Origin of the sequence: Ruminococcus sp. zg-924 (genome assembly GCF_024433635.1) — a bacterium.
Classification (GTDB): Bacteria; Bacillota; Clostridia; order Oscillospirales; family Acutalibacteraceae; genus UBA7067.
The window spans coordinates 55,151-77,232 of sequence record NZ_WNJZ01000004.1; the positions used below are offsets into that span (position 1 = coordinate 55,151).

The window sequence follows — 22,082 nt, forward strand, 5'->3', positions numbered from 1 at the left end:
AGCTTTGCCACGACCTCCCGTTATTTTTGACCTTTGACTTTTTTCTCCGGTACAGGGTCATAACCGCCTTTGCAAAAGGGATTACAGCGCAAAATACGCCAAATGGCCATTAAGGTTCCCTTAAAAGCACCATATGTTGAAATTGCCTCAACAGCATATTGAGAGCAGGTCGGAGTAAAACGACAACAGGGCTTTTTTAATGGTGAAATATTCTTTTGATAAAATTTGATAAGCCAAATAAGCGGACGCTTCATTAAAAAACACCCGCCTGTTTCAGCTGTTTGAGCATACAGACAACAATATCAGTGCTTTTTTGTGCAGAGGTTTTGCCCCTTGCTACAAAAATAAAATCATACCCCATCGGAATTTGCTCCGAAATTTCAGCAAAAGCTGCTCTTATAATTCGCCTTGATCTGTTGCGCTGCACTGCGTTACCTGTTTTTTTACTTGTAGTAATTCCATATCTTACATTTCTACTTCTGTTCTTAAAAACATAAGTAACCAAAACAGGAGAAACAAAGGATTTTCCTTTTTTATAAATCCTTTGAAAATCCCTGTTTTCTTTAATTTTGACAATTTCAGTCATAATAATTCCGCCCAAGTAAAACAGTAAAAACTTTAGACACTAATCTAAAAAATGTAAGATTCAAAAGAAAGTAAGCAAAAAAAAGACCACATTAAGTGGTCTCAATTTTAGTAAGACAACTTCTTTCTTCCCTTTGCTCTTCTGCGAGCCAAAACCTTGCGGCCGTTAGCGTCAGCCATTCTTTTTCTGAAGCCGTGCTCCTTTTTTCTGTGGCGCTTTTTAGGCTGATATGTTCTCAGCATAGAAAAACCCTCCTTTCGGGCATTAACCTTGCAATACAGCATTATAACTTAAATGCCAAAAATCGTCAACACCTATTTTTTCACTTTTTTACACATTATAATTATATATTCAATACACAAATTTTGCAAGAAGTTTTTTTTACTATATCTTGTATTCACTGTTTATTAAGACACAATTATGTATATCTAATAAAATAAAAATAGATAAAATTTTTATAAAAAACACCCTCAATATTTAAAATAATGAAAATCTCTCGCTGAAAAATAAAAATCGTTGCCTAAAAGCAAAAAATATGTTAAAATAAATCAGATAACCAAAATGGGGATAAGAGTGTAAAATAAGGACATTTAATTGTTTTTTATCAATTACAACAAGATTAATATAGAAAATGTATTGTATAAGCAAAGGCTATTATTAAAAAAGGGGAGAGAATCGTGAACGAAGTAAATGAATTCAAAGAAACGTGGGAAGTAATTTGCGATTACTGCAAAAATGAGATTGTTGATGTAGCCTACAAAACTTGGATAAGCCGAATTGAGCCGATAAGCCTTGATTTTGAAAACGGAGTTGCCACAATAATGGCACCTAACGATTTTCACAGGCAGACCCTCAATAAATTTTACATCAACCTTTTGTCAAAAGCATTTCAAGAGGTTTTTGCAGCCAACATCAGAATCAACATCACCATTCCGGAGGATTATGAAAAAAATGAAGAAAAGGGTGACGGTGATAATGATCACGAAAACGGCGACTATGAATACACCTTTGACACCTTTATTGTAGGCAGCTCAAATAACTTTGCTCATGCCGCAGCTCAGGCTGTCGCCGCAAATCCGGCTAATGCATACAACCCGCTTTTTATCTACGGTAATTCCGGACTCGGTAAAACCCACCTTCTTAAGGCAATAGGTAACGAAATTAAGAATAAAAACAGTAATGCAAATATTCTTTATGTAAGAGGCGACGAATTTGCAAACGAGATTATTGAGGCTATCAGAATTTCAAAAACAAAGGAGTTCCGTGAAAAATACCGATTTGCCGATGTATTTTTAGTGGATGACGTACAGTTCATTGGCGGTAAAGACGCAACTCAAGAGGAGTTTTTCCATACCTTTAACAGCCTTTATGAAGCCAAAAGCCAGATTGTTCTTACATCTGACCGTCCGCCTAAAGAAATTAAAACTCTTGAAGACAGAATCAGAAGCCGTTTTGAATCCGGACTTATTGCCGATATTCAGCCGCCTGATTTTGAAATAAGGGTTGCAATCATAAAAAGAAAGGCAGAGCTTTTGGGCATTGTCATTCCTGACGAGATTTGCAACTATATTGCTCAGAAGCTTAAAACAAATATCCGTCAGCTTGAGGGTGTTGTTAAGAAGCTTAAGGCTAAAAATATGCTCAGCGGTGAAAAAATTAATATGTCATCAGCTCAGGACACAATATCAGAGATTCTTAACAGTGATGTTCCGCCTCAGATTACTGTTGACAACATTATTGAAGAGGTTGCAAGAACCTACGGAGTCAACCCTGAGGATGTGCGTTCCCTAAAAAGCCGCAAGGCGTCGCTTTCTAATGCAAGGCATATTGCTATCTATATAACAAGAACACTTACTAACCTTGTTGTAAAACAAATAGGTGATGAGTTCGGCGGCAGACATTATTCAACCGTTTTGCACTCAATAAATCACGTTGAAGAGCTTATGAAGCGTGACTCAAAGGTAAAAGAAACTGTTGAGGACATTATAAAAAACATACGTGACAGGTAAATTTTTATATCAACATATTAACATTTAAATGTTAATAATGTGGATTTATATTAACATATTAATACACATTAACTTAACATTTATAAACATATTATAAATCGCTTTTTTTTCGACAAATTTTAATTAACAAATTCCGAACAGACTTTTAACATTGGCTGTCGGCAAAATTTACCTATTTAATCGAGAAAATAGAGGTTTTAAACATTTTAACACTCCCTACTACTACTACTATCTTTTAATTATTCTATTGTAATGTGTTGTGTTTTAAACGCACACTCACGGAAAGGACAACACAAATGAAGCTTATTTGCAAACAAGACAGCCTTTCGTCAGCTGTAACAAATGTTCAAAGGGCTGTATCGTCAAAAACAACTCTTCCGGCTCTTGAAGGAATTTTACTCAGAGCAGAAAACGGAAAAATAAAGTTATGCGGTTATGACCTTGAAATAGGAATTACCACATCAATTGAGGCAAGCATTTCCGAGGAAGGTGCAATTGTTGTAAATGCAAAGCTTTTCGGCGATATTGTCCGCCGATTGCCGCATGACGATATAAGCATTGAAACAGACGATAAATATATAACCTATATTTCAAGCGGAGAGGTAAAATATCAGATTGTAGGAATGTATCCGGGTGAATTTCCTGATTTACCGAGCTTTGATGAGATTGATAATATTAATATTCAAAGCTCACTGCTTAAAAATATGATAAAGCAGACAATTTTTGCAACCTCTGACGACATAACAAAAATGATTTACACAGGCGCTCTTTTTGAATTTGAAAACAATGTTTTTAATATCGTTGCTATCGACGGAATTAAAATGGCAATCAGAAAGGAATCTATTGATTACGATAAAAGCAGCAGATTTATCGTACCGAAAAAGGCTTTGAACGAGATTTTGAAGCTCGGCTCAGACGATGAAGACGATAATATCAGAATAATTACCGGTCAAAGACACGCAATTTTCAAGGTTAAAAATTATTCTATTTTTACTCGTCTTATTGAGGGAACGTTTCTTGATTACAAGCGTACCATACCGAGTAACATAAATACTGAGGCTTGCGTTGTTGCAAGAGATTTTATAAGCAGTGTTGAAAGAATGTCTCTTTTAACATCTGAAAAAATTCAAAGTCCCATAAGACTTCACTTTGGGCAGGAAGAAATTAATCTTTCGTGTTCAACAACAATAGGTAAGGCTACTGATATAATAAAAACTCCGGTTAAGGGAGCAGAGCTTGAAATAGGCTTTGGCAACAAGCACCTTTTGGAGGCGCTGAGAAATACTGATACTGATATTATAAAAATTGAGCTGTCAAGCAGCTCAACGGCTATGAAGATTTCACCAACTGAGGGCGATTCATTCCTATTTTTGGTCGTTCCAATGCTTTTGCAGAGAGGCTGATAATTTATGAGCATTGAAAAAATTTATATTGACGACGAATATATTAAGCTTGACAGCCTTTTAAAATTCGGCGGAATTGCCGAAACAGGCGGACAGGCTAAGCTTTTGGTGCAAGACGGACTTGTTAAATTAAATGGTGAGGTCTGCACACAAAGGGGAAAAAAGATTAAAGACGGCGACAATGTTCAATTTGAAGATAAAATTTTAGAGGTGCTTAAAAAGTGATATTAAAGGAGCTTAGCTTTAAGAATTTCAGAAATCTTAAGGATGGCTCTATCACTGTATCTCAGGCTGTAAACATAGTTTACGGCAAAAACGGTCAGGGTAAAACAAATTTGCTTGAGGGTATATGGTTGCTCGGCGGTTTGCGCTCTTTTCGATGTGCAAAGGATAGGGAGCTTATCAAGGAAGGGTGCAGTAATGCCGAAATTGAAGCTTGCTTTTTTTCACAGGATAGGGAGCAAACGGCAAAATTGAGTATTCTGGCTAACAAAAGAGAGGCTGTTATAAACGGCGTAAAGAAAAAATCGGCGTCAAGCCTGATAGGCGTTTGTTCATCGGTTGTATTTTCACCTGAGCATCTGACAATGATAAAAAATGGGCCGGGGGAAAGGCGAAGATTTATTGACAGTGCCATTTGCCGGTTTAAGCCGAAATATGCCAATATTTATGCACGCTACAACAAGATTTTAACTCAGCGAAATGCTCTTTTAAAGGCAATAACTCAAAACGGCGGAGAAAATATGCTTGAGCCTTGGGATGTAAGCCTTGCCTCATGGGGTGCGGCTCTTGTTTTTGAAAGGCTTTCATATATCAGACTGTTAAGGGAATATTCAAGGGAAATATACTGTGGTATTTCCGGCGGTCTTGAGAAGCTTACTATGAATTATCAAAGCTCATTTGGAGCTTTGGAAAACGACAGTATGAGCGAAATAGAGCAGAAGCTTTTGTCAAGACTTAAGGATAACAGAAAAGAGGATATAAACTACCGTGTTACATCCTCGGGTCCCCACAGGGATGATATTGAAATAATGATAAATGGTAAAAGTGCAAGAATTTATGGTTCTCAAGGTCAGCAGAGAAGCGCAGTTATTGCCATGAAACTCAGCGAGGCTGACATTTTACAGCAGGAAAAGGACGAAAAACCTGTTATAATACTTGATGACGTTTTAAGTGAGCTTGATGTTGAAAGACAAAAGTTCCTGCTTAACAAAACGAGAGACAGACAGGTGTTTATAAGCTGCTGTGACAAATCAGCTGTTGAATACCTTGATTGCGGAAGAATATTCTATGTAAACAGCGGGCAGATTGAAGCCGAGGAAAAATAATGTATTTGTATATTGGGAATGATATAGTAATAAATTCAAAAGACGTTGTCGGTATATTTGATACGGACAACACCACTATTTCAAAGAATACAAGAAAATTTCTGAATTTAAGCGAAAAAAACGGGCAGATAATTAATGTTTCGTATGAGCTGCCAAAGTCCTTTATAGTTTGCAGAGAAAAAAAGAGTAAGAAAAAAAAGGTATATTTATGTCAGCTTTCCCCGTCAACTCTGCAAAAAAGAAAGGGAATAGGATATTGAATTTAGCTTTTGAATATGAAAGGAGAAATAAAATGGATAATTTGAAATGTCCGTACTGCGGAAAGAAGATTTCATATTTATCTGCAATCAGAGAAAGAGCCAACGGCGAGCATGCCTGCGACAAATGCAGGAGAAATTCTACAATTTATTTTGTAAAAAGTCTGAAGGTATTTATAGTTGTTATATGTCTTGTTGCATTAGCAATGCTGTCGGTATTTCTGTTTACACCGCTCAAGGGCAATTTTTTCTGTATTTTTCTTATGTTCATTCCTTTTTTACTGTTTTATTTTTGTATTCCGCTGTTTATTCGTTTTGTTCCTATTAAGCTAAAAAAAATTCAGACAAAAAAGACTGATAACAGTGAAATATCTCTGTCCGACCCTGTGAGTGCAAGCGGAACAACAAAGGTTATGAAAACTGTGGGCAATGAAAGAATAGTTGACCCAAAGGGCAGTGCGGATTATACAAGAATGATACCAAAGATTAGGGAAAGAAAAAGAAGGGGCAAGTACGGCTCAAATGACAATTTTCTTGATATTTCAAAGCTATAAGGAAGTGGCAGATTGCTGAAATTACCTGTTTGTCCTTATTGCAGAGCAATTTACAGATATAAGGATGTAAAAAATGTAACGCATAATAAAAACTGTGAATGTCACAATTGTAAGAGAAAATTCACAGTTTCATACATAAGAGGCAGAGTTATTATTCTTGCAGTAACAGCGGTGTTTTTGATTGCGCTTAATCTGCTTATGCTGAATTTTTTAAGCGGAATTACAATTTTAGGCTGTCTTATTTTAGCCGTTTTATTTATAAGCCTTGCTGTTATACTTTTTCCGTTCACAGTGAGATTTAATAAAGTAGACGGCGAGGAGAATAAAATAACGCTTGATGACAGCAAAAAGAAAAAAAGGTCGCAAAAAAACAGAAGCCGAAAAAGCAATATGTCGGATAAATAAAGTATTTGAATAGATCGGTACAGGAGGATAAAAATGGATAATAATAATATTGAGAACAGCACTGATGTAATTGAAAATATGGAAATCACCGCAACCGAAAACGAATACGGTGCCGATGAAATTCAGGTATTAGAGGGTCTTGAGGCTGTTAGAAAGCGACCCGGAATGTATATAGGCTCAACAGGCTCAAGAGGTCTTCATCATCTTGTGTATGAAATTGTGGATAACTCTATCGACGAGGCGTTGGCAGGCTACTGCACAAAGATAGACGTTGAAATCTTGCCTAACAACATTATCAAGGTTTCGGATAACGGCAGAGGTATTCCTGTCGGCATCAACTCAAAGATGGGTATTCCTGCTGTTACCGTTGTATTTACAGTACTTCATGCAGGCGGCAAGTTCGGTGGCGGCGGATATAAGGTCAGCGGTGGTCTGCACGGCGTTGGCGCATCTGTTGTAAACGCTCTGTCAGAGTGGCTTGAGGTTAAGGTTTATGACGGAGAGAATATCTATTTTCAAAGATATGAGAGAGGAAATATAATAAATGACCTTGAAATAATCGGAAAAACTGAAAGAAAGGGAACAGAGGTTTCCTTTAAGGCAGACCCGGAGATGTTCAAGGAAACACTTGAATACGATTTTGAAATACTTGAAACAAGGCTCAGAGAGCAGGCTTTCCTTAATGCAGGCTTACATATTGAACTTAAGGACGAAAGAAATCCGGAAAATATTGTTACCGGAAATTACTGTTACAGCGGCGGTATCAAGAGCTTTGTAGAATATATTCACAAGAAAAAATCACTCGACGTTGTTCATGATGATATTATTTATTACAGTGCTAATTCAGAAGACGGAGACGCATTTGTTGAAATAGCAATGCAGTATAATGAAAGCTATAACGAATGTATTTTATCCTTCGCAAACGATATTCACACAACTGACGGCGGTACTCACGAGGACGGCTTTAAGCGTGCTTTAACAAGGGTAATGAATAGCTACGCAAGAAAGTTCAAAATTTTAAAGGATAACGATAAAAATTTAACCGGTGAGGACGTAAGAGAGGGTCTTACTGTAATAATCAGCGTAAAGCTTAAGGAATCCCAATTTGAGGGACAAACAAAGGCAAGACTTGGAAATATAGAGATAAGGTCGCTTGTGGATAAGCTTGTAAGTGATAAGCTAAGCATTTACCTTGAGGAAAATCCTGCAACAGCAAAGTCTATTTTTGATAAAGCGCTTGCCGCTTCAAGGGCAAGAGAGGCGGCAAGAAAGGCAAAGGAGAGCGTAAGGCGCAAAAGTGCAATGGAAAATGCGGCTCTGCCCGGCAAGCTTGCAGACTGTCAGTCGAGAAATCCTGAGGAAACGGAGATTTACATAGTAGAGGGTGATTCTGCAGGTGGCTCTGCAAAGGGTGGACGTGACAGAAGATTTCAGGCTATTTTGCCGCTTTGGGGTAAAATGCTTAATGTTGAAAAATCAAGGCTTGACAAGGTTTACAGCAATGAAAAGCTTTTGCCTGTTATAACAGCCTTGGGCACAGGTATAGGTGATGAATTTGATATTAGCCGCCTGCGCTACGGCAAGGTTATAATTATGGCTGATGCCGACGTTGACGGTTCGCACATAAGAACACTGCTTCTTACATTTTTCTTCCGCTTTATGCGTCCTCTTGTTGAGGAGGGTCATATATTCCTTGCTCAGCCCCCGCTTTACAGAATAACAAAGGGTAAGGAACATAAATATGCCTATTCCGATGAGGAGAGGGATGCAATACTTAAGTCCATAGATGGCAAAACTGAAATTCAGCGCTATAAAGGTCTTGGTGAGATGGACTCAGAACAGCTTTGGGAAACAACAATGAATCCGGACACAAGAATTATGCTCAGGGTTGAAATGAGCGACGCTCAGGAGGCTGACGAAATTTTCACAATTCTTATGGGCGACAAAGTTGAGCCGAGAAGAGAATTTATTGAAAAGAATGCAAGATATGTTACAAATCTTGATATTTAATAAAAAGGAGGCAGAGGAAAATGAGTGACAGCTCGGTTGAGGATATTTTGAATGAATTAAATGAGATTAAGAGCAAAACAGTATCGGCAGAATCCTCTGCTGACAGGATTTCAACAGACGATTACAGCAATTTTTTCGGTGAGGACGAAAGCTTTGACAGTGTTGACGAGCTGAGAAACAGAATTAAGGACGAAAAAAGGGAAAAGCTTGAAGAAAAAGATGACGACAACAGACGGGTTTATTTAAGTACCGATTTTATCCTTGAGGAGAATGAGGTTATTGAAACTCTAAAAAGAGCAGGAATATATAAAACACAGGGAAATCGTGCAATTTTATACACAATTATTATGGCTTTTGCGTCTGTTGGATTTTTTCTGTCCTGCATATACGGAAATAACTACAACTGGCTGTTTTTCAGCATACTCTGCGTTGTTATAATAGGGGCAATATGGCTTGTTCCGATGCTGCATCTTAAAAAGCTTGCCCGTGAAAACACAACGGGCGATTCAATAAGACTTAAAATTACTAATGAGGATATAACGCAGAAGTCGGGCGACAAGGAATGGATAATTCCTCTTGACAAAACAGGAACGCTCGAAATAGGGGACGAGATTATAATTATCCGCACCTATTACGGTCAAATGTTTACAATTCCGAAGAGAAGTATTGATGCGGAAGTTTACAAAAAGGTTTTGCAGATTATAAAGAATGGCACAGAGCCTTATGATATTTAATTTGGGTGATAAGATGATTTCACAGAGTAAAATAATTGTACGCTACGCCGAAACGGATAAGATGGGTATAGTTCACCATTCAAATTATCCTGTTTGGTTTGAAATAGCGAGAACCGATTTTATAAAAAAATTGGGAGTACCTTATTCCGTTTTGGAGGAAAAGGGGCTTATGCTGCCGCTTGTTGATTTAAGCTGCCACTACATTAAGCCTGCATATTATGAGGACGAGATTGTTATTAGTGCCTGTGTATCAAGTCTGCAATATGCAAAAATAGAGTTTTCCTACACAGTAAAGCGTAATGTCGAGCTTTTAACAACAGGAAAAACGGTTCACGGTTTTGTTGAAAGTAAAACCTTCAGACCAATAAATGTTAAAAAATTTGATTCAGGTCTTTATGAGGCTTTAAAAACAAGTATAGAAATTGACGGTTAATTTTGATAAGAGGTGTAACTGAGTTGGATAACAGTGAATTTACAAGCAATAATTCAAAGATTATTGATGTTGATATCAATAAGGAAATGAAAAAATCCTTTATGGAATACTCAATGTCAGTAATTGTATCACGTGCTTTGCCGGATGTAAGAGATGGCTTGAAGCCTGTGCACAGAAGAATTTTATACACAATGTTTGAGCAGAATCTGACGCCTGAAAAGGCTTACAGAAAATGCGCCGATACAGTAGGAACAGTGCTGGGCAGCTATCATCCGCACGGCGACGCCTCTGTTTATGACGCTCTTGTTCGTCTGGCTCAGGATTTTTCAATGAGATACCCTCTTGTTGACGGCCACGGAAATTTCGGTTCTGTTGACGGCGACCCTCCGGCTGCTTACCGTTACACCGAGTCGAAGATGAGCAAAATATCTGTTGAGATGCTCACAGATATAGACAAAGAAACAGTCGATTTTATGCCGAACTATGATGACCGTAAAAAAGAGCCGACTGTTTTGCCGTCACGCTTTCCTAATCTGCTTGTAAACGGTTCAAGCGGTATAGCTGTTGGTATGGCTACAAACATTCCGCCGCACAATCTTGGTGAGGTTATTGACGCTATCTGTTGTCTTATAGAAAATCCGGACGCAGAGCTTGCCGAATTGATGGAATATGTTAAAGGTCCTGATTTTCCGACAGGTGCTCAGATAATGGGCAGAAGCGGAATAAGAGCCGCATATGCTACGGGCAGAGGTAAGATTATTGTAAGAGCCAAGGCTGAAATTGAGGAGCAGAAAAACGGAAGATTTAAGATTATAGTTTCCGAGTTGCCGTATCAGGTTAACAAGGCAAGGCTTATTGAAAGCATTGCAGACCTTGTTAAGGATAAGAGAATTGAAGGCATTACAAATATAGAGGATCATTCCGACAGAAACGGAATGCATATTGAAATTGACGTAAAGAGGGACGCTTCACCGCAGATTGTTTTAAACAAGCTCTATACGCTTTCACAAATGCAGGTTACCTTTGGCGCTATTATGCTTGCTATTGTTAACGGTGAGCCAAAGATATTAACGCTCAAGCAGATGCTTCAGTATTATATTGACTTTCAGAGCGAGGTAATAACAAAGAGGACAATCTTTGATTTAAGAAAAGCTAAGGAAAGAGCACATATATTAGAGGGCTTAAAGGTTGCCCTTGACTATATTGATGAGGTAATTGCAATTATCCGTTCATCAAAGGATCAGTCAACTGCAAGAGCAAGATTGGCGGAGAGATTTGGTCTTGATGATATTCAGACTCAGGCTATTGTTCAAATGCGTTTGGGACAGCTGACAGGCTTGGAAAGAGGAAAAATTGAGGATGAGCTTGCCGCATTGGAAATTAAGATAGCAGATTTTGAGGATATTATCTCTCACAAGGAGAGAGTATTCGAGATATTGAAGGAAGAAATAACTGTTATAAGAAATAAATATGCTGATGAAAGAAGAACAGAAATTCAGTCAGTCAGCGGAGAGGTTGATATTGAAGACCTAATTGCCAAGGAGGACTGTGTTTTAACTCTGACTCAGTTTGGCTATGTTAAGCGTCTTGCCGCCGATACATACCGTACTCAGAAAAGAGGCGGCAGAGGAGTAAGCGGAATGAGCCGCCGTGAAGAGGACGTTGCAAGCGAGATGTTCATAATCAACAGCCACGATTATGTGCTCTTCTTTACAAACAGAGGCCGTGTTTACAGGCTTAAGTGCTATGAAATTCCGGAGGGAAGCCGAACAGCAAAGGGAATGAACATAGCAAATCTTATTCCTATTTCAAGTGACGAAAAGGTAACCTCAATGATTAAGGTTGAACAGTTTGAGGATGACAAATACCTAATTATGGTTACCAAAAACGGACTTATCAAGAGAATTGAGCTTAACGCATATAATACAACAAGAAAGGGCGGCATCATAGCTCTTGAACTTAACGAGGGTGATGAGCTTGCCTGGGTAAGAATGACTGACGGCAGTGAAAATGTTATTGTTGCCACAAAACAGGGTATGGCTATTCGCTTTAAGGAAAGCGATGTTCGCCCAATGGGAAGAACTGCAAGAGGCGTTAAGGTAATGTCGCTTAAGGAAGGCGACGAAATTGTCGGAATGACTACCGTTAAGGAGGACGGTCTTATTCTCACCGTTTCCGAAACAGGCTATGGCAGACTGTCTGACGTTTCAAATTATCGAATTCAGTCAAGAGGAGGTAAGGGTCTTAAAAACTACCACGTTGACAAATACGGCGCAGTTGCCGCAATCAGCGTTGTGAGTCTTGATGATGATATTATCCTTATTTCTGATGACGGAGTAATTATCAGGATAGAGGCAAAGTCAATCAGAATTTGCGCTCGTCCGAGCAAGGGCGTTACCGTTATGAGAATTAAGGAGGGAAGCTGTGTGGTAACTCTTGCGGCTGTTCCTCACGATGAAAACGAGGAAACGGTAAAGGCAGAGGATGACGCAGAGGATGACGAAGCCGACCTTGACAATGCCCAAGATTAAAGGGTATTACTTACTTTGATAAAAAACGGGTGCAATGGAGCATTATATTATGTTCCATATGTACCCGCTTATTTTTTTGATTGGAGAGATGAAAAATGGATATTATGATAAGTGTTATTGTGGTTGCTGTAATTATTATTGCCTGCGTGTTTGCAAACAAGCTTACTTCAAAGCTTGGCGTTCCCGCTTTACTTGCGTTTTTATTTTTGGGAATGATTTTTGGCTCCGACGGTTTTTTTAAAATTCCGTTTGATGATTACGGATTTACGGAGCAGATATGCACTGTTGCTTTGATTTTTATAATTTTCTACGGTGGCTTTGGTACAAACTGGCGTGAGGCTAAGCCGGTTGCTGTTCGCTCACTTTTTTTATCGTCCGTAGGAGTTGTGTTGACAGCAGGACTTACCGGAGTATTTTGTCATTTTGTTTTGAATATAGATTGGATGATGAGTTTACTGCTCGGTGCTGTGCTTAGCTGTACTGACGCTACCTCGGTATTTAATATTCTGCGTTCAAAAAAGCTCGGTTTGAAATACGGTACGGCGTCAATGTTGGAGCTTGAAAGCGGAAGCAACGACCCTTGGGCATATATGCTTACCATTATACTTATATCACTTGTAAAGTCAGGCGGAGAAATTGACCTGTGGTCGGTTGTATATATGGTGTTTGCACAGGTTGTGTATGGCGTTGTAATAGGTGTTGTTATAGCGCTTTTGGCTGTGCTTGCATTGAAATGTATAAAATTTGTCGGAGAGCAGTTTGACTGTCTGTTCCTTGTTGCAATAGCTCTATTGTCATATGCAGTACCGTATATTTTGGGCGGCAACGGATACCTGAGTGTTTACATAGTCGGAATTATTTTAGGAAATGTTAAGCTTAAAAATAAAAAGGGAATGGTACACTTTTTTGATGCAATAACCGGGCTTTTACAGATGTTAATTTTCTTTATCCTCGGCTTGCTGTCAAACCCATCGCAGATACCGCAGATTTTAATTCCGGCACTGTTTATATTTGTATTTCTAACATTTATTGCTCGTCCTCTTGCTACAATGGGTATATTAACAGTATTTCGCTCAAAGCTAAAACAACAGCTCCTTGTTTCGTGGGCAGGACTTAGAGGAGCAACCTCAATTGTATTTGCAATACTCGTAATTGTGAGCAATACATATATCAAGAATGATTTCTTTAACATTGTGTTCTGCATAGTCCTTTTGTCTGTGGGGATTCAAGGTACGCTTCTGCCGTTTTTTTCAAAGAAGCTTGATATGATAGACAAGGACGAAAACGTAATGAAAACCTTTACCGACTATTCGCATGAGAGCAACGTCAAGTTTATTAGCGTTGAAATAGGTTTAAGCCACAAATGGATTGGGCAGAAGATAAAAAATATAACTCTGCCGCCGCAAACGAGAATTGTTCTTATTGAGAGAGGTAAGGAAAGGGTTATTCCTGTTGGAAAAACAATTTTGCAAAGCGGAGATGTGCTTATTCTTAGCACAACAGGAGTTAAGACCAATTCAGACGTTAATCTTAAGGAAATTGAGATTGATTCAAAAAATAAATGGTGCGGCAAGCGCCTGTGCGAAATTAAATTTGATGATTGTATTGTTGTTTTAATTAAAAGAGGAAATATATCGTTTGTTCCGGCAGGACAAACAAGACTTCACGAAAATGATACTGTCGTTGTTATAGATGAATAAAAAATAGGGAAGATTCATCGTCCCTATAATTATATTATTTTGTTTTAAGCTATTTTAGCAGGTTATTATCACCGTAATAATCTCTGTCGCTTAAATCCTCCGGCTTACCGTCAAGATTGTTTTCACTGCTCTTGAACATTTGAGAGCCAAAATGATAGCCGTGCTTTGCCGAATTTTTCATATAAATTGCAATTATTGCAAAAATTATAATCAATACAATAATTGTCCATATCATAAAATACAGCTCCTTTAATTAAGGCAAATGAGTTTTATTCAGTCTCCTGCTTTTCAACAGGTTCACTGCGTGATACGGCGTCATCTGAGAACATTTTTTCAAGAGTTTCATAATCAACTTCGCCGCTCTGATACTCCATTCCGTTTGCCGATTGGAAATCAGCAACAGCTATTGCTGTTGTGTCGCCGTAGTATCCTGTCATCTCGTTGAGAGGCCAATAACCAAGGTCATCAAGACGAGTTTGGATAATAATAATTGTGTCACGGTTACCGTATGTATCGTCCTCGTCATTGTCTGCTCCGTCGCCTACGGTGAAGAAGGTGTCTTTATCATATTTTATTCCGTAGCTGTCAGCAACAGAGCCTGCCTTGCCATTCGGATAAAGTGTGTCTGTAATAGTTTTTATTGCGGAAAGCATACTTACGCCGCCTCTTGAGAAGTCGGCAGACGGAATTTCAACTACTCTTTTATTCTTTACAGCTAAAAGGTCTTTGAAATCGGTGTTTTTTGCAAGCTTTTTCGACATTCCTATATCACAGAAAATATACTGTGGATTTTCCTGTTGTATTGTTTTTATGTCAATTTTGCCGCCTGTTGCAGAGGACGCAATGTTTAATGCGCCTGCGCTTGAGAAAATAACATTACCAAGCATATCGCCCGTAACTGTTTTACCCTTGTAATCGTATAGGTAGCATACTGTTTTCGGTACCGGAATATCCGGTAGTGACTTTGGGTTATTTTCAATAGTTGTCCAGAAATTTTCAAAGGCTTCCTTGCCGTTTTCACTGCCTGTAAGTTTTCCCTCAAAGAGTGAATTCAGCTTTTGATACATAATAGAGAGATCCTCTTTTGTAGATGGTGAAACAAAACGAAGAACCTTTATATTTTTCTCCAAGAGATTGTTGTACTTTGAATCCTTCAGAGTGCTGTCTGCTATAACCACGTCCGGATTTTCTGAAACTATTTTATCAACATTCGGCTCGTCTTTTTTGCCGAAGCTTTTAACGTCGTTCAGCTCCTCCTGTGTACATTCGTCGCTTTTGCCGGTTATTCTTGAATTATAGCCGAGCTGAAGCAAAATATCAGCTGCGTTGTCCGACAAAACAACAGCCCTGCCTACTTCCTTTTCAAAGCTTGTGTGACCTACTGTTACGGGAAAATCCTGATTTCCGCTAACGCCACAGCCTGCAAACGAAATTATTATTGCTGCAATACATAGCAGCGACATAACTTTCTTTATCATTTTTATCCTCCCTGTATTATGATTTATTTACAAATAAGGAATCAATAAACTGTCTTGCACATCTTGCCGACCTTCCGCCTCTGTCAAGCGCCCAGCTCTCGGCTTTTTTGAAAAGCTCGCTCTGGTCCATATCAACGCCTCTTTGCTGCGCAATGGCGGCTACTATATCAAGATAGTCCTGCTTGCTCGGTGATGAGAAGTTTACAGACAAGCCGAATCGGTCTGCAAGCGACAGGCTCTCTTGAATTTGGTCATTACGGTGCAGCTCTCCGCCCTCTCTGTCTGAAAAATTCTCCTTTACTATATGACGTCTGTTAGAAGTTGCATAGATAAGTGTGTTTTCGGGTCTTGCCGCAAGTCCTCCCTCAAGCACTGCCTTGAGTGATGCGTAGCTGTCATCCTGAGTTTGGAACGATAAATCGTCAATATAGAGTATGAATTTCATAGGAACCATAGCAATTTTGTCAATCAGCAGAGGAAAATCGCATAGTCTTTCCTTTGGCATCTCAACAATTCTTAAGCCCTGTGTGCAGTATTCATTTAGAATAGCCTTTACAGTCGAGGATTTTCCCGTTCCCTTGTCACCGTAAAGCAGACAGTTGTTTGCACTTTGACCGTTCAAAAAAGCACGGGTGTTGTTTATTACAAGGTTTCTTGCGTAGCTGTAACCCTTTAAATCGTCAAGAGTAACGCTGTCAGGATGAAGCACAGGATGAATTGAGCCGTCACGCCAAATAAATGCTTTGTAACGTGCAAACATACCGCAGCCGTTTTGTAGATAAAATTCAGCAGAACTCGCAACAGCACTGTTTATGTCTGCCATCTGAGAAAGAGGCTGTCCTGTTTGCCAAAGAGGCAGGGTATCAAGTATAGGCTTGATTTCATCTTCGTACTTATAATCACTTATGATCTGCTGCGGCGAGATAAGAGAAGCTTCTACTATAATTGAAATGTCCCTGCGTGCCGCTGAAATAATGCTTTCCGGCAAATCACCAAGCTTACCGCCTGCGGCAGCCTTAGAGAAGCTGTTTTCATCATATAAAGCAGCCTTTGTTATATAGGTACATAATTTGTCCTGACAACCCTTTTCGCACAACAGTGCAAAAAAGTTGCCCCATGCCGACAAAAATTCGGCAGGCTTGCTATGAGAGCTTTCAAGCAGGTGAAGAAACTCCCTCGGTACACTTCGGTTTAAAATTCCCTTATAAATAGAAAGGGAATTCATTTTGAGCGCATATTCCTCAGTTTTAGTCATAATATCCCTCTTTTTTGAATTCAGCTCAAATTAACACGTTTTCATATTTACTTATTCTATTATTTTACAATTTTTGCGCCTGCAAGTCAAATACTAATTATATTTTACTGATATATTAAATCTGCAAATTTAAAACTACTGTGTCTTTCAATTTGATATAAATTAGATTAGTGTGTATAATAATAGTAATAAAATTTAGATTGCACATTTTATTATTGCTAACAATTATGAGGCAAGAGCAAACAAAAAAATTTTAAAAAAATTCAAAAAAAGCTTGCATTTTAAAAACTGCTGTGATATAATAATCAAGCAGTCGAGAGAGACAGCAAAAATAAGTTGGTATTGATGACACTGAGGGTCCACCTGTTCCCATACCGAACACAGAAGTTAAGCTCAGCGGTGCCGAAAATACTTGGCTGGAGACGGCCCGGGAAAATAGGGAGATGCCAACACATAAAAGCGACCGTCCAATAGGGCGGTCGTTTTTCTTTGTTAAAAAATAAAAAGCTTGCATATATTAATTGAGTGTGTTATAATATATAAAGTTGAGTAGAATAAAGATGTGTGAAGGAGTGGGAAATAAACCCGCTCCTTTCTGTTTGGCTAAATAACTTTGTAAAGGAGGCGTTTGAATGGCGAAAAAGGGCGGAAACACCGTTGACAACGTAACAGAAATAGTAAAGCCTATTATCGAGCAACTCGGACTTTCGCTGTGGGATGTGCGCTTTGTAAAGGAAGGCGCCGAATACTATCTGCGAATTTTCATTGACAGCGAAAACGGAATTACTATTGAAGATTGCGAAAATGTCAGTCGAGCTGTTGATTTGCCGCTTGACGAGGCAGACCCAATTTCACAGAGCTACTGTCTTGAGGTTTGCTCGCCGGGTATTGAGCGTGAGCTTAAAAAAGAGGAGCATTTTCAGGCATTTATTGACAGTCCGGTTATGGTAAAGATGATAAGACCTATTGATAAGCTCGGCAAAGAATTTTCCGGTATATTAAGGGAAAGTGATAAGGCTGAGGTTAAAATTGAGGTTGACGATGAGATAATCACAATTAACAAAAAGGATACCGTTTGGATAAAGCTTGATGATTTTGATATGTAATTTATAATAAATAATTTAAGGGGGATTCAGAAAAATGGATACAAAGGAATTGTATGCTGCACTTGCTCTGTTGGAAAAGGAGAGAGGTATTTCTGTTGACTATATGCTCTCACAGATTCAAAGGGCCATTGTTGTTGCCTGCAAAAACACCTACGGCGGCAACGAGGATGTAACTGTTATTATGGATAAGGAAAACGAGGATTTTCAGGTTTTCCTCAACAAAGAGGTTGTTGAAGAGGTATTTGACCCCAACTGCGAAATTTCACTTGAGGCGGCAAGAGATATTAAGGCTGATTATGAAATAGGCGACAAAGTTGGCTTTAAGCTTGACCCAAAGGAGTTCGGCAGAATTGCCATTAACACATCAAGAAGCATTATCCGTCAGGGTATCCGTGACGGTGAGAAGGGCCAGATGCTTCAGGAATTTCAGAGCAAGCATCAGGAGCTTGTTACAGCTACCGTTGAGAGAGTTGACGGCAAAAATGGCGCCGTTACACTCAAAATAGGAAAAGCTGAAGCTGTACTGCCGAGAAACGAGCAGGTTGGAAATGAAAACTTTAAAGAGGGCGATCACGTTAAAATTTATATCGCCGATGTTCAGGAGAGCGAGAGAGGACCGAGAGTACTTATTTCAAGAACTCACCCTGATTTCGTAAAGAGATTGTTTGAAACTGAAGTTCCTGAGATTTATGACGGAACGGTTGAGATTAAGTCTGTTTCAAGAGAAGCCGGCTCAAGAACGAAGCTTGCCGTATGGAGCAAGGACAGCGACGTTGACGCTGTTGGCGCTTGTATTGGTGCAAGAGGAGCAAGAGTTGGCACTATTGTAAACGAGCTTGGCGGAGAAAAGATTGACATTGTTGAGTACGATGAGGATCCGGCAAAGTTTATTGCCGCAGCACTTTCACCGGCAACAGTACTGAGTGTTGTTGTTGCCGAGGACGGCTCAAAGCAGTGCAAAGTAACTGTTCCGGACGGTCAGCTGTCACTGGCTATCGGCAATAAGGGTCAGAACGCACGTCTTGCGGCAAGACTCACAGGCTGGAAGATAGATATAAGACCTGAAAGCGGTTTCTACGGTGAGGACGACGATGAGACGTTTGCAGTTAAGAAGCAGAGCGATGAGGCTGCTTCGGAAAGCGATGATTTCACCGAGGATATGGACGAAGAATAAACACACGAAGGAGCTGGTCGGAAATGCGCCAAAAGAAAATTCCAATGCGAAAATGTTCCGGCTGCGGCGAGATGAAGCCTAAACGTGAGCTTGTAAGGGTTGTAAAAGCGCCGGACAGCAAGGACGAGCAGGGAGAAGTGATTTCTCAGGGCGAGGTAAGCCTTGACCTCACCGGCAAAAAGCCGGGCAGAGGAGCTTATGTGTGCAAAAGCACCGAGTGTTTAAAGCTTGCAAGAAAGGCGAGAAGGTTTGAGCGAGCATTTTCCTGCAAAATTCCTGAAGAGGTATTTGATGCAATGGAAAAGGAGCTGAGCCGGAATGAATGACAGGTTTTTGTCGCTATTAGGGCTGTGCCGAAGGGCAGGAAAAATCACAATTGGCAGCGATCCGACTATTGAGTCAGTTAAAAAAGGCGAAGCTCGGCTTGTGCTTTTTGCTAAGAACGCATCAGCCAACACACGCAAAAACGTTTTAGGCGCTGCTATACAAAGCGGCGTTAAGGTTATAGATATAGATTACGATAAAGAAGATATAAGCGTATCACTTGGTAAGCTGTGCGCTGTTGCAAGCGTAAATGACGAAGGTTTTGCAAAAAAGCTTTTATCACTTGCCGGTGAGAAGAATGGGGAGGAATGCAATTTATGCTAATTAAGTACAGAGTTCATGAGGTTGCAAAGGATTTTAATGTTCCCAGCAAGGATGTTGTCGAGCTTCTTAAAAAGCATTTCGGTGATACGAAAAAGCATATGACAGCTCTTACAGAGGATGAGCTTGACGTTGTTTTTGATTATTACACACAGAAGAATTCTCTTGAAAGCTTTGATTCATATTTCGCAGTCCGTGATAAGATGATTGAAGAGAAGAACAACGAGATATTGCAGCAGGAGAGTAAGAGTGAAACTAAGGCTGAGGTTAAAAGTGCTGAGCAAGGCACTGACAACAAAAAGCAGTCGCAGAAGAATAATAAGCAGGCAAAGACAACTGCCGAGAATCAGCAGAGCAAGGCTCAGGCTCAAAACCAGAATCAAAGCCAGAATACTCAGCCACAGAAGAGAGAAAAAAGAGTTATTGACACACGTGCGGCAGTAGTTGACATTGAAAGATACAATGAGAAATATGACCGCCTTGCATCTGAAAAAATCAGAAACGAGAACACTGTTTCAAAGCAGAAAATAACACAGCGTTCACAGCGCAGAGGAAAGCAGAAAAGCGGCAAAAGAGAAACAGAGCAGGAAAGACTCAAGAGAATTGCGGCAGAGAGAAAGGCAAAGCCTATTACCGTAACAATTCCGGATGAAATCACCGTAAACGAGCTTGCTCTCAGATTAAAAGCAACAGCAGCCGAGGTTATCAAGAAGCTTTTCCTTATGGGCACAATGGTTACGGTAAACGATGTTATTGATTATGATACAGCGGCGCTTGTTGCAATGGAATTCCATGCAAAGGTCGAAAAAGAGGTTGTCGTTACAATTGAGGAGAGAATTATTGACGACAGTGAGGATGATGATGATAATCTGATTCCGAGAGCACCGGTTGTTGTAGTTATGGGTCACGTTGACCATGGTAAGACATCACTTTTGGACGCTATTCGTCATGCAAATGTTACTCAGGGCGAGGCAGGCGGAATTACACAGCACATTGGCGCTTACAGAGTTAAAATAAATGACAGGGATATTACCTTCCTTGACACACCGGGACATGAGGCTTTTACAACTATGAGAGCAAGAGGCGCACAGGTTACGGATATAGCAATACTTGTTGTTGCGGCAGATGACGGTATTATGCCGCAGACTGTTGAGGCTATTAACCACGCAAAGGCGGCAGGCGTTTCTATTGTTGTTGCTATTAACAAGATGGATAAGGTTGGCGCTAACCCGGAAAACGTAAAGCAGCAGCTCACAGAATATGAGCTTGTTCCTGAGGAATGGGGCGGAGATGTTCCGTGTATTCCTGTTTCTGCAAAGACAAAAGAAGGCATTTCAGACCTTTTGGAGATGGTAACCCTCATTGCAGATATGAAGGAGCTTAAGGCTAACCCGGACAGAAGTGCAAAGGGTACTGTTATTGAAGCTCGTCTTGATAAGGGCAGAGGCCCGATTGCGACAGTTCTTGTTCAAAACGGTACGCTCAGAGTAGGCGACATTATCGTTGCAGGTACATCTGTCGGACGTGTAAGAGCGATGACAAACGATAAGGGAGAGAGAGTTAAGGAAGCAGGTCCGTCTATTCCTGTTGAAATTACAGGTCTTGACGACGCACCAACAGGCGGTGACATTTTCAACGCTGTTTCTGATGAAAGACTTGCAAGAGAGCTTGTTGAGCAGAGAAAGAATGCTCAGAAGGAAGAACTGTTCTCAAGACAGACAAAGGTTACTCTTGACAATCTGTTTGACCAGATGAAGTACGGCGAGGTTAAGGAGCTTAAGATTATAGTTAAGGCTGACGTTCAAGGTTCGGTTGAGGCTGTAAGACAGTCACTTGAAAAGCTCTCTAACGAAGAGGTAAGAGTAAACGTAATTCACGGCGGCGTTGGTGCAATCAACGAGTCGGATGTAATGCTTGCATCTGCTTCTGACGCTATTATCGTTGGCTTCAATGTTCGCCCCGACCCTGTTGCGGCTGAAAATGCAGAGCGTGGCGGAGTTGATATGCGACTTTACAGAGTTATCTATGACTGTATAGAAGAAATAGAGTCTGCTATGAAGGGTATGCTCGCACCGAAAACAAGAGAGATTGAGCTTGGTAAGGCAGAGTGCCGAAATGTTATCAAGGTTAAGAATGTTGGCTTTATCGCCGGCAGCTACGTTCTCTCGGGCAAGGTAACGAGAAACGCAGGAATCCGAGTTGTTCGTGACGGCATTGTTGTTGCCGAGGACAGCGTGGCTTCACTCCAGCGTTTCAAGGATTCCGTAAAGGAGGTTGCCGCAGGCTACGAGTGCGGTATCGGTTTAGAGCGATTTAATGACCTTAAAGAAGGCGACATTTTCGAGGTATTTGAAATTGAGGAATACAGAGATTAATTGAAAAATTTTCAATAAATAAAGCAGGGCTGCACCGTTCACTTTAGCGGTGTAGCACTGCTTTTTTGATAATTATATTATAGCGTTTATTTTTGTATA

Annotated in this window: 23 protein-coding genes and 1 rRNA gene; 18 read left to right on the top strand and 6 right to left on the bottom strand. The window is 39.9% G+C overall.

What is annotated here, in order from left to right; genetic code table 11:
* Positions 1-20 precede the first annotated feature (20 nt).
* From yidD to rpmH, 3 genes are all read right to left on the bottom strand, one after another.
* Positions 21-254 (bottom strand): membrane protein insertion efficiency factor YidD, encoded by a 234-nt coding sequence (gene yidD / locus GMA13_RS02870; RefSeq protein WP_255882828.1) that lies wholly within the window; start codon positions 252-254, stop codon positions 21-23.
* On the bottom strand, positions 254-586 hold the full coding sequence (gene rnpA, locus GMA13_RS02875; RefSeq protein WP_255882829.1) for a ribonuclease P protein component: 333 nt from the start codon (positions 584-586) through the stop codon (positions 254-256). The genes yidD and rnpA overlap by 1 nt, the downstream gene beginning before the upstream one ends.
* A 107-nt stretch (positions 587-693) precedes the next feature.
* On the bottom strand, positions 694-828 hold the full coding sequence (gene rpmH / locus GMA13_RS02880; protein WP_255882832.1) for a 50S ribosomal protein L34: 135 nt from the start codon (positions 826-828) through the stop codon (positions 694-696).
* Positions 829-1,260: 432 nt separating this feature from the next.
* On the opposite strand from rpmH, the gene dnaA reads away from it, so the two are divergent.
* From dnaA to GMA13_RS02940, 12 genes are all read left to right on the top strand, one after another.
* The gene (gene dnaA / locus GMA13_RS02885) at positions 1,261-2,595 is read left to right on the top strand and encodes a chromosomal replication initiator protein DnaA (protein ID WP_370687047.1); all 1,335 of its coding nucleotides are present in this window, start codon (positions 1,261-1,263) and stop codon (positions 2,593-2,595) included.
* A gap of 296 nt (positions 2,596-2,891) precedes the next feature.
* A complete protein-coding gene (gene dnaN / locus GMA13_RS02890) occupies positions 2,892-3,998 on the top strand; it encodes a DNA polymerase III subunit beta (RefSeq protein ID WP_255882836.1) in 1,107 nt (368 codons plus the stop codon).
* 12 nt (positions 3,999-4,010) lie between these two features.
* Positions 4,011-4,223 (top strand): RNA-binding S4 domain-containing protein, encoded by a 213-nt coding sequence (locus GMA13_RS02895; protein WP_255882911.1) that lies wholly within the window; start codon positions 4,011-4,013, stop codon positions 4,221-4,223.
* On the top strand, positions 4,220-5,326 hold the full coding sequence (recF, locus tag GMA13_RS02900; protein ID WP_255882837.1) for a DNA replication/repair protein RecF: 1,107 nt from the start codon (positions 4,220-4,222) through the stop codon (positions 5,324-5,326). The genes GMA13_RS02895 and recF overlap by 4 nt, the downstream gene beginning before the upstream one ends.
* Entirely contained in the window at positions 5,326-5,586 is a 261-nt protein-coding gene (remB, locus tag GMA13_RS02905; protein ID WP_255882838.1) for an extracellular matrix regulator RemB, read from the top strand. Before recF ends, remB begins: the two co-directional genes overlap by 1 nt.
* A gap of 32 nt (positions 5,587-5,618) precedes the next feature.
* Positions 5,619-6,137, top strand: a complete 519-nt coding sequence (locus GMA13_RS02910; protein ID WP_255882839.1) for a hypothetical protein — start codon at positions 5,619-5,621, stop codon at positions 6,135-6,137.
* A gap of 12 nt (positions 6,138-6,149) precedes the next feature.
* Entirely contained in the window at positions 6,150-6,542 is a 393-nt protein-coding gene (locus GMA13_RS02915; RefSeq protein WP_255882840.1) for a hypothetical protein, read from the top strand.
* 33 nt (positions 6,543-6,575) lie between these two features.
* A complete protein-coding gene (gyrB, locus tag GMA13_RS02920; RefSeq protein ID WP_370687043.1) occupies positions 6,576-8,552 on the top strand; it encodes a DNA topoisomerase (ATP-hydrolyzing) subunit B in 1,977 nt (658 codons plus the stop codon).
* Positions 8,553-8,572: 20 nt separating this feature from the next.
* Complete coding sequence (locus tag GMA13_RS02925) at positions 8,573-9,286, top strand: hypothetical protein (RefSeq protein WP_255882841.1); 714 nt, start codon at positions 8,573-8,575, stop codon at positions 9,284-9,286.
* A complete protein-coding gene (locus GMA13_RS02930) occupies positions 9,276-9,719 on the top strand; it encodes a thioesterase family protein (RefSeq protein ID WP_255910405.1) in 444 nt (147 codons plus the stop codon). Before GMA13_RS02925 ends, GMA13_RS02930 begins: the two co-directional genes overlap by 11 nt.
* Before the next feature lie 23 nt (positions 9,720-9,742).
* Positions 9,743-12,250, top strand: a complete 2,508-nt coding sequence (gene gyrA, locus GMA13_RS02935) for a DNA gyrase subunit A (RefSeq protein WP_255882843.1) — start codon at positions 9,743-9,745, stop codon at positions 12,248-12,250.
* A gap of 95 nt (positions 12,251-12,345) precedes the next feature.
* Positions 12,346-13,950, top strand: a complete 1,605-nt coding sequence (locus GMA13_RS02940) for a potassium/proton antiporter (RefSeq protein WP_370687044.1) — start codon at positions 12,346-12,348, stop codon at positions 13,948-13,950.
* 49 nt (positions 13,951-13,999) lie between these two features.
* Here the strand turns inward: GMA13_RS02940 and GMA13_RS02945 are convergent, their stop codons facing one another.
* Genes GMA13_RS02945 through GMA13_RS02955 form a run of 3 tightly spaced genes read right to left on the bottom strand, consistent with a single transcriptional unit; the run spans position 14,000 to position 16,683 of the window.
* Entirely contained in the window at positions 14,000-14,185 is a 186-nt protein-coding gene (locus GMA13_RS02945; RefSeq protein WP_255882844.1) for a hypothetical protein, read from the bottom strand.
* Between the two features lie 34 nt (positions 14,186-14,219).
* Positions 14,220-15,428 carry an ABC transporter substrate-binding protein gene (locus GMA13_RS02950; protein ID WP_255882845.1) on the bottom strand — a complete coding sequence of 403 codons (1,209 nt, stop codon included), beginning with the start codon at positions 15,426-15,428 and terminating at the stop codon, positions 14,220-14,222.
* Between the two features lie 16 nt (positions 15,429-15,444).
* Complete coding sequence (locus GMA13_RS02955; RefSeq protein WP_255882847.1) at positions 15,445-16,683, bottom strand: ATP-binding protein; 1,239 nt, start codon at positions 16,681-16,683, stop codon at positions 15,445-15,447.
* Positions 16,684-17,018: 335 nt separating this feature from the next.
* Between GMA13_RS02955 and rrf the strand changes: the two genes are divergently transcribed.
* The 6 genes from rrf to infB all read left to right on the top strand — a co-directional run bounded on the left by rrf (position 17,019) and on the right by infB (position 21,983).
* A 5S ribosomal RNA gene (gene rrf, locus GMA13_RS02960) occupies positions 17,019-17,135 on the top strand.
* A gap of 180 nt (positions 17,136-17,315) precedes the next feature.
* Positions 17,316-17,789 carry a ribosome maturation factor RimP gene (gene rimP / locus GMA13_RS02965; RefSeq protein ID WP_255882848.1) on the top strand — a complete coding sequence of 158 codons (474 nt, stop codon included), beginning with the start codon at positions 17,316-17,318 and terminating at the stop codon, positions 17,787-17,789.
* 34 nt (positions 17,790-17,823) lie between these two features.
* Entirely contained in the window at positions 17,824-18,963 is a 1,140-nt protein-coding gene (gene nusA, locus GMA13_RS02970) for a transcription termination factor NusA (protein WP_255882849.1), read from the top strand.
* A 23-nt stretch (positions 18,964-18,986) separates the two neighbouring features.
* On the top strand, positions 18,987-19,289 hold the full coding sequence (gene rnpM / locus GMA13_RS02975; protein ID WP_255882851.1) for an RNase P modulator RnpM: 303 nt from the start codon (positions 18,987-18,989) through the stop codon (positions 19,287-19,289).
* Positions 19,282-19,611 carry a ribosomal L7Ae/L30e/S12e/Gadd45 family protein gene (locus tag GMA13_RS02980; RefSeq protein WP_255882852.1) on the top strand — a complete coding sequence of 110 codons (330 nt, stop codon included), beginning with the start codon at positions 19,282-19,284 and terminating at the stop codon, positions 19,609-19,611. Before rnpM ends, GMA13_RS02980 begins: the two co-directional genes overlap by 8 nt.
* The gene (infB, locus tag GMA13_RS02985) at positions 19,605-21,983 is read left to right on the top strand and encodes a translation initiation factor IF-2 (protein ID WP_255882853.1); all 2,379 of its coding nucleotides are present in this window, start codon (positions 19,605-19,607) and stop codon (positions 21,981-21,983) included. Before GMA13_RS02980 ends, infB begins: the two co-directional genes overlap by 7 nt.
* The last annotated feature ends 99 nt before the right edge of the window (positions 21,984-22,082 follow it).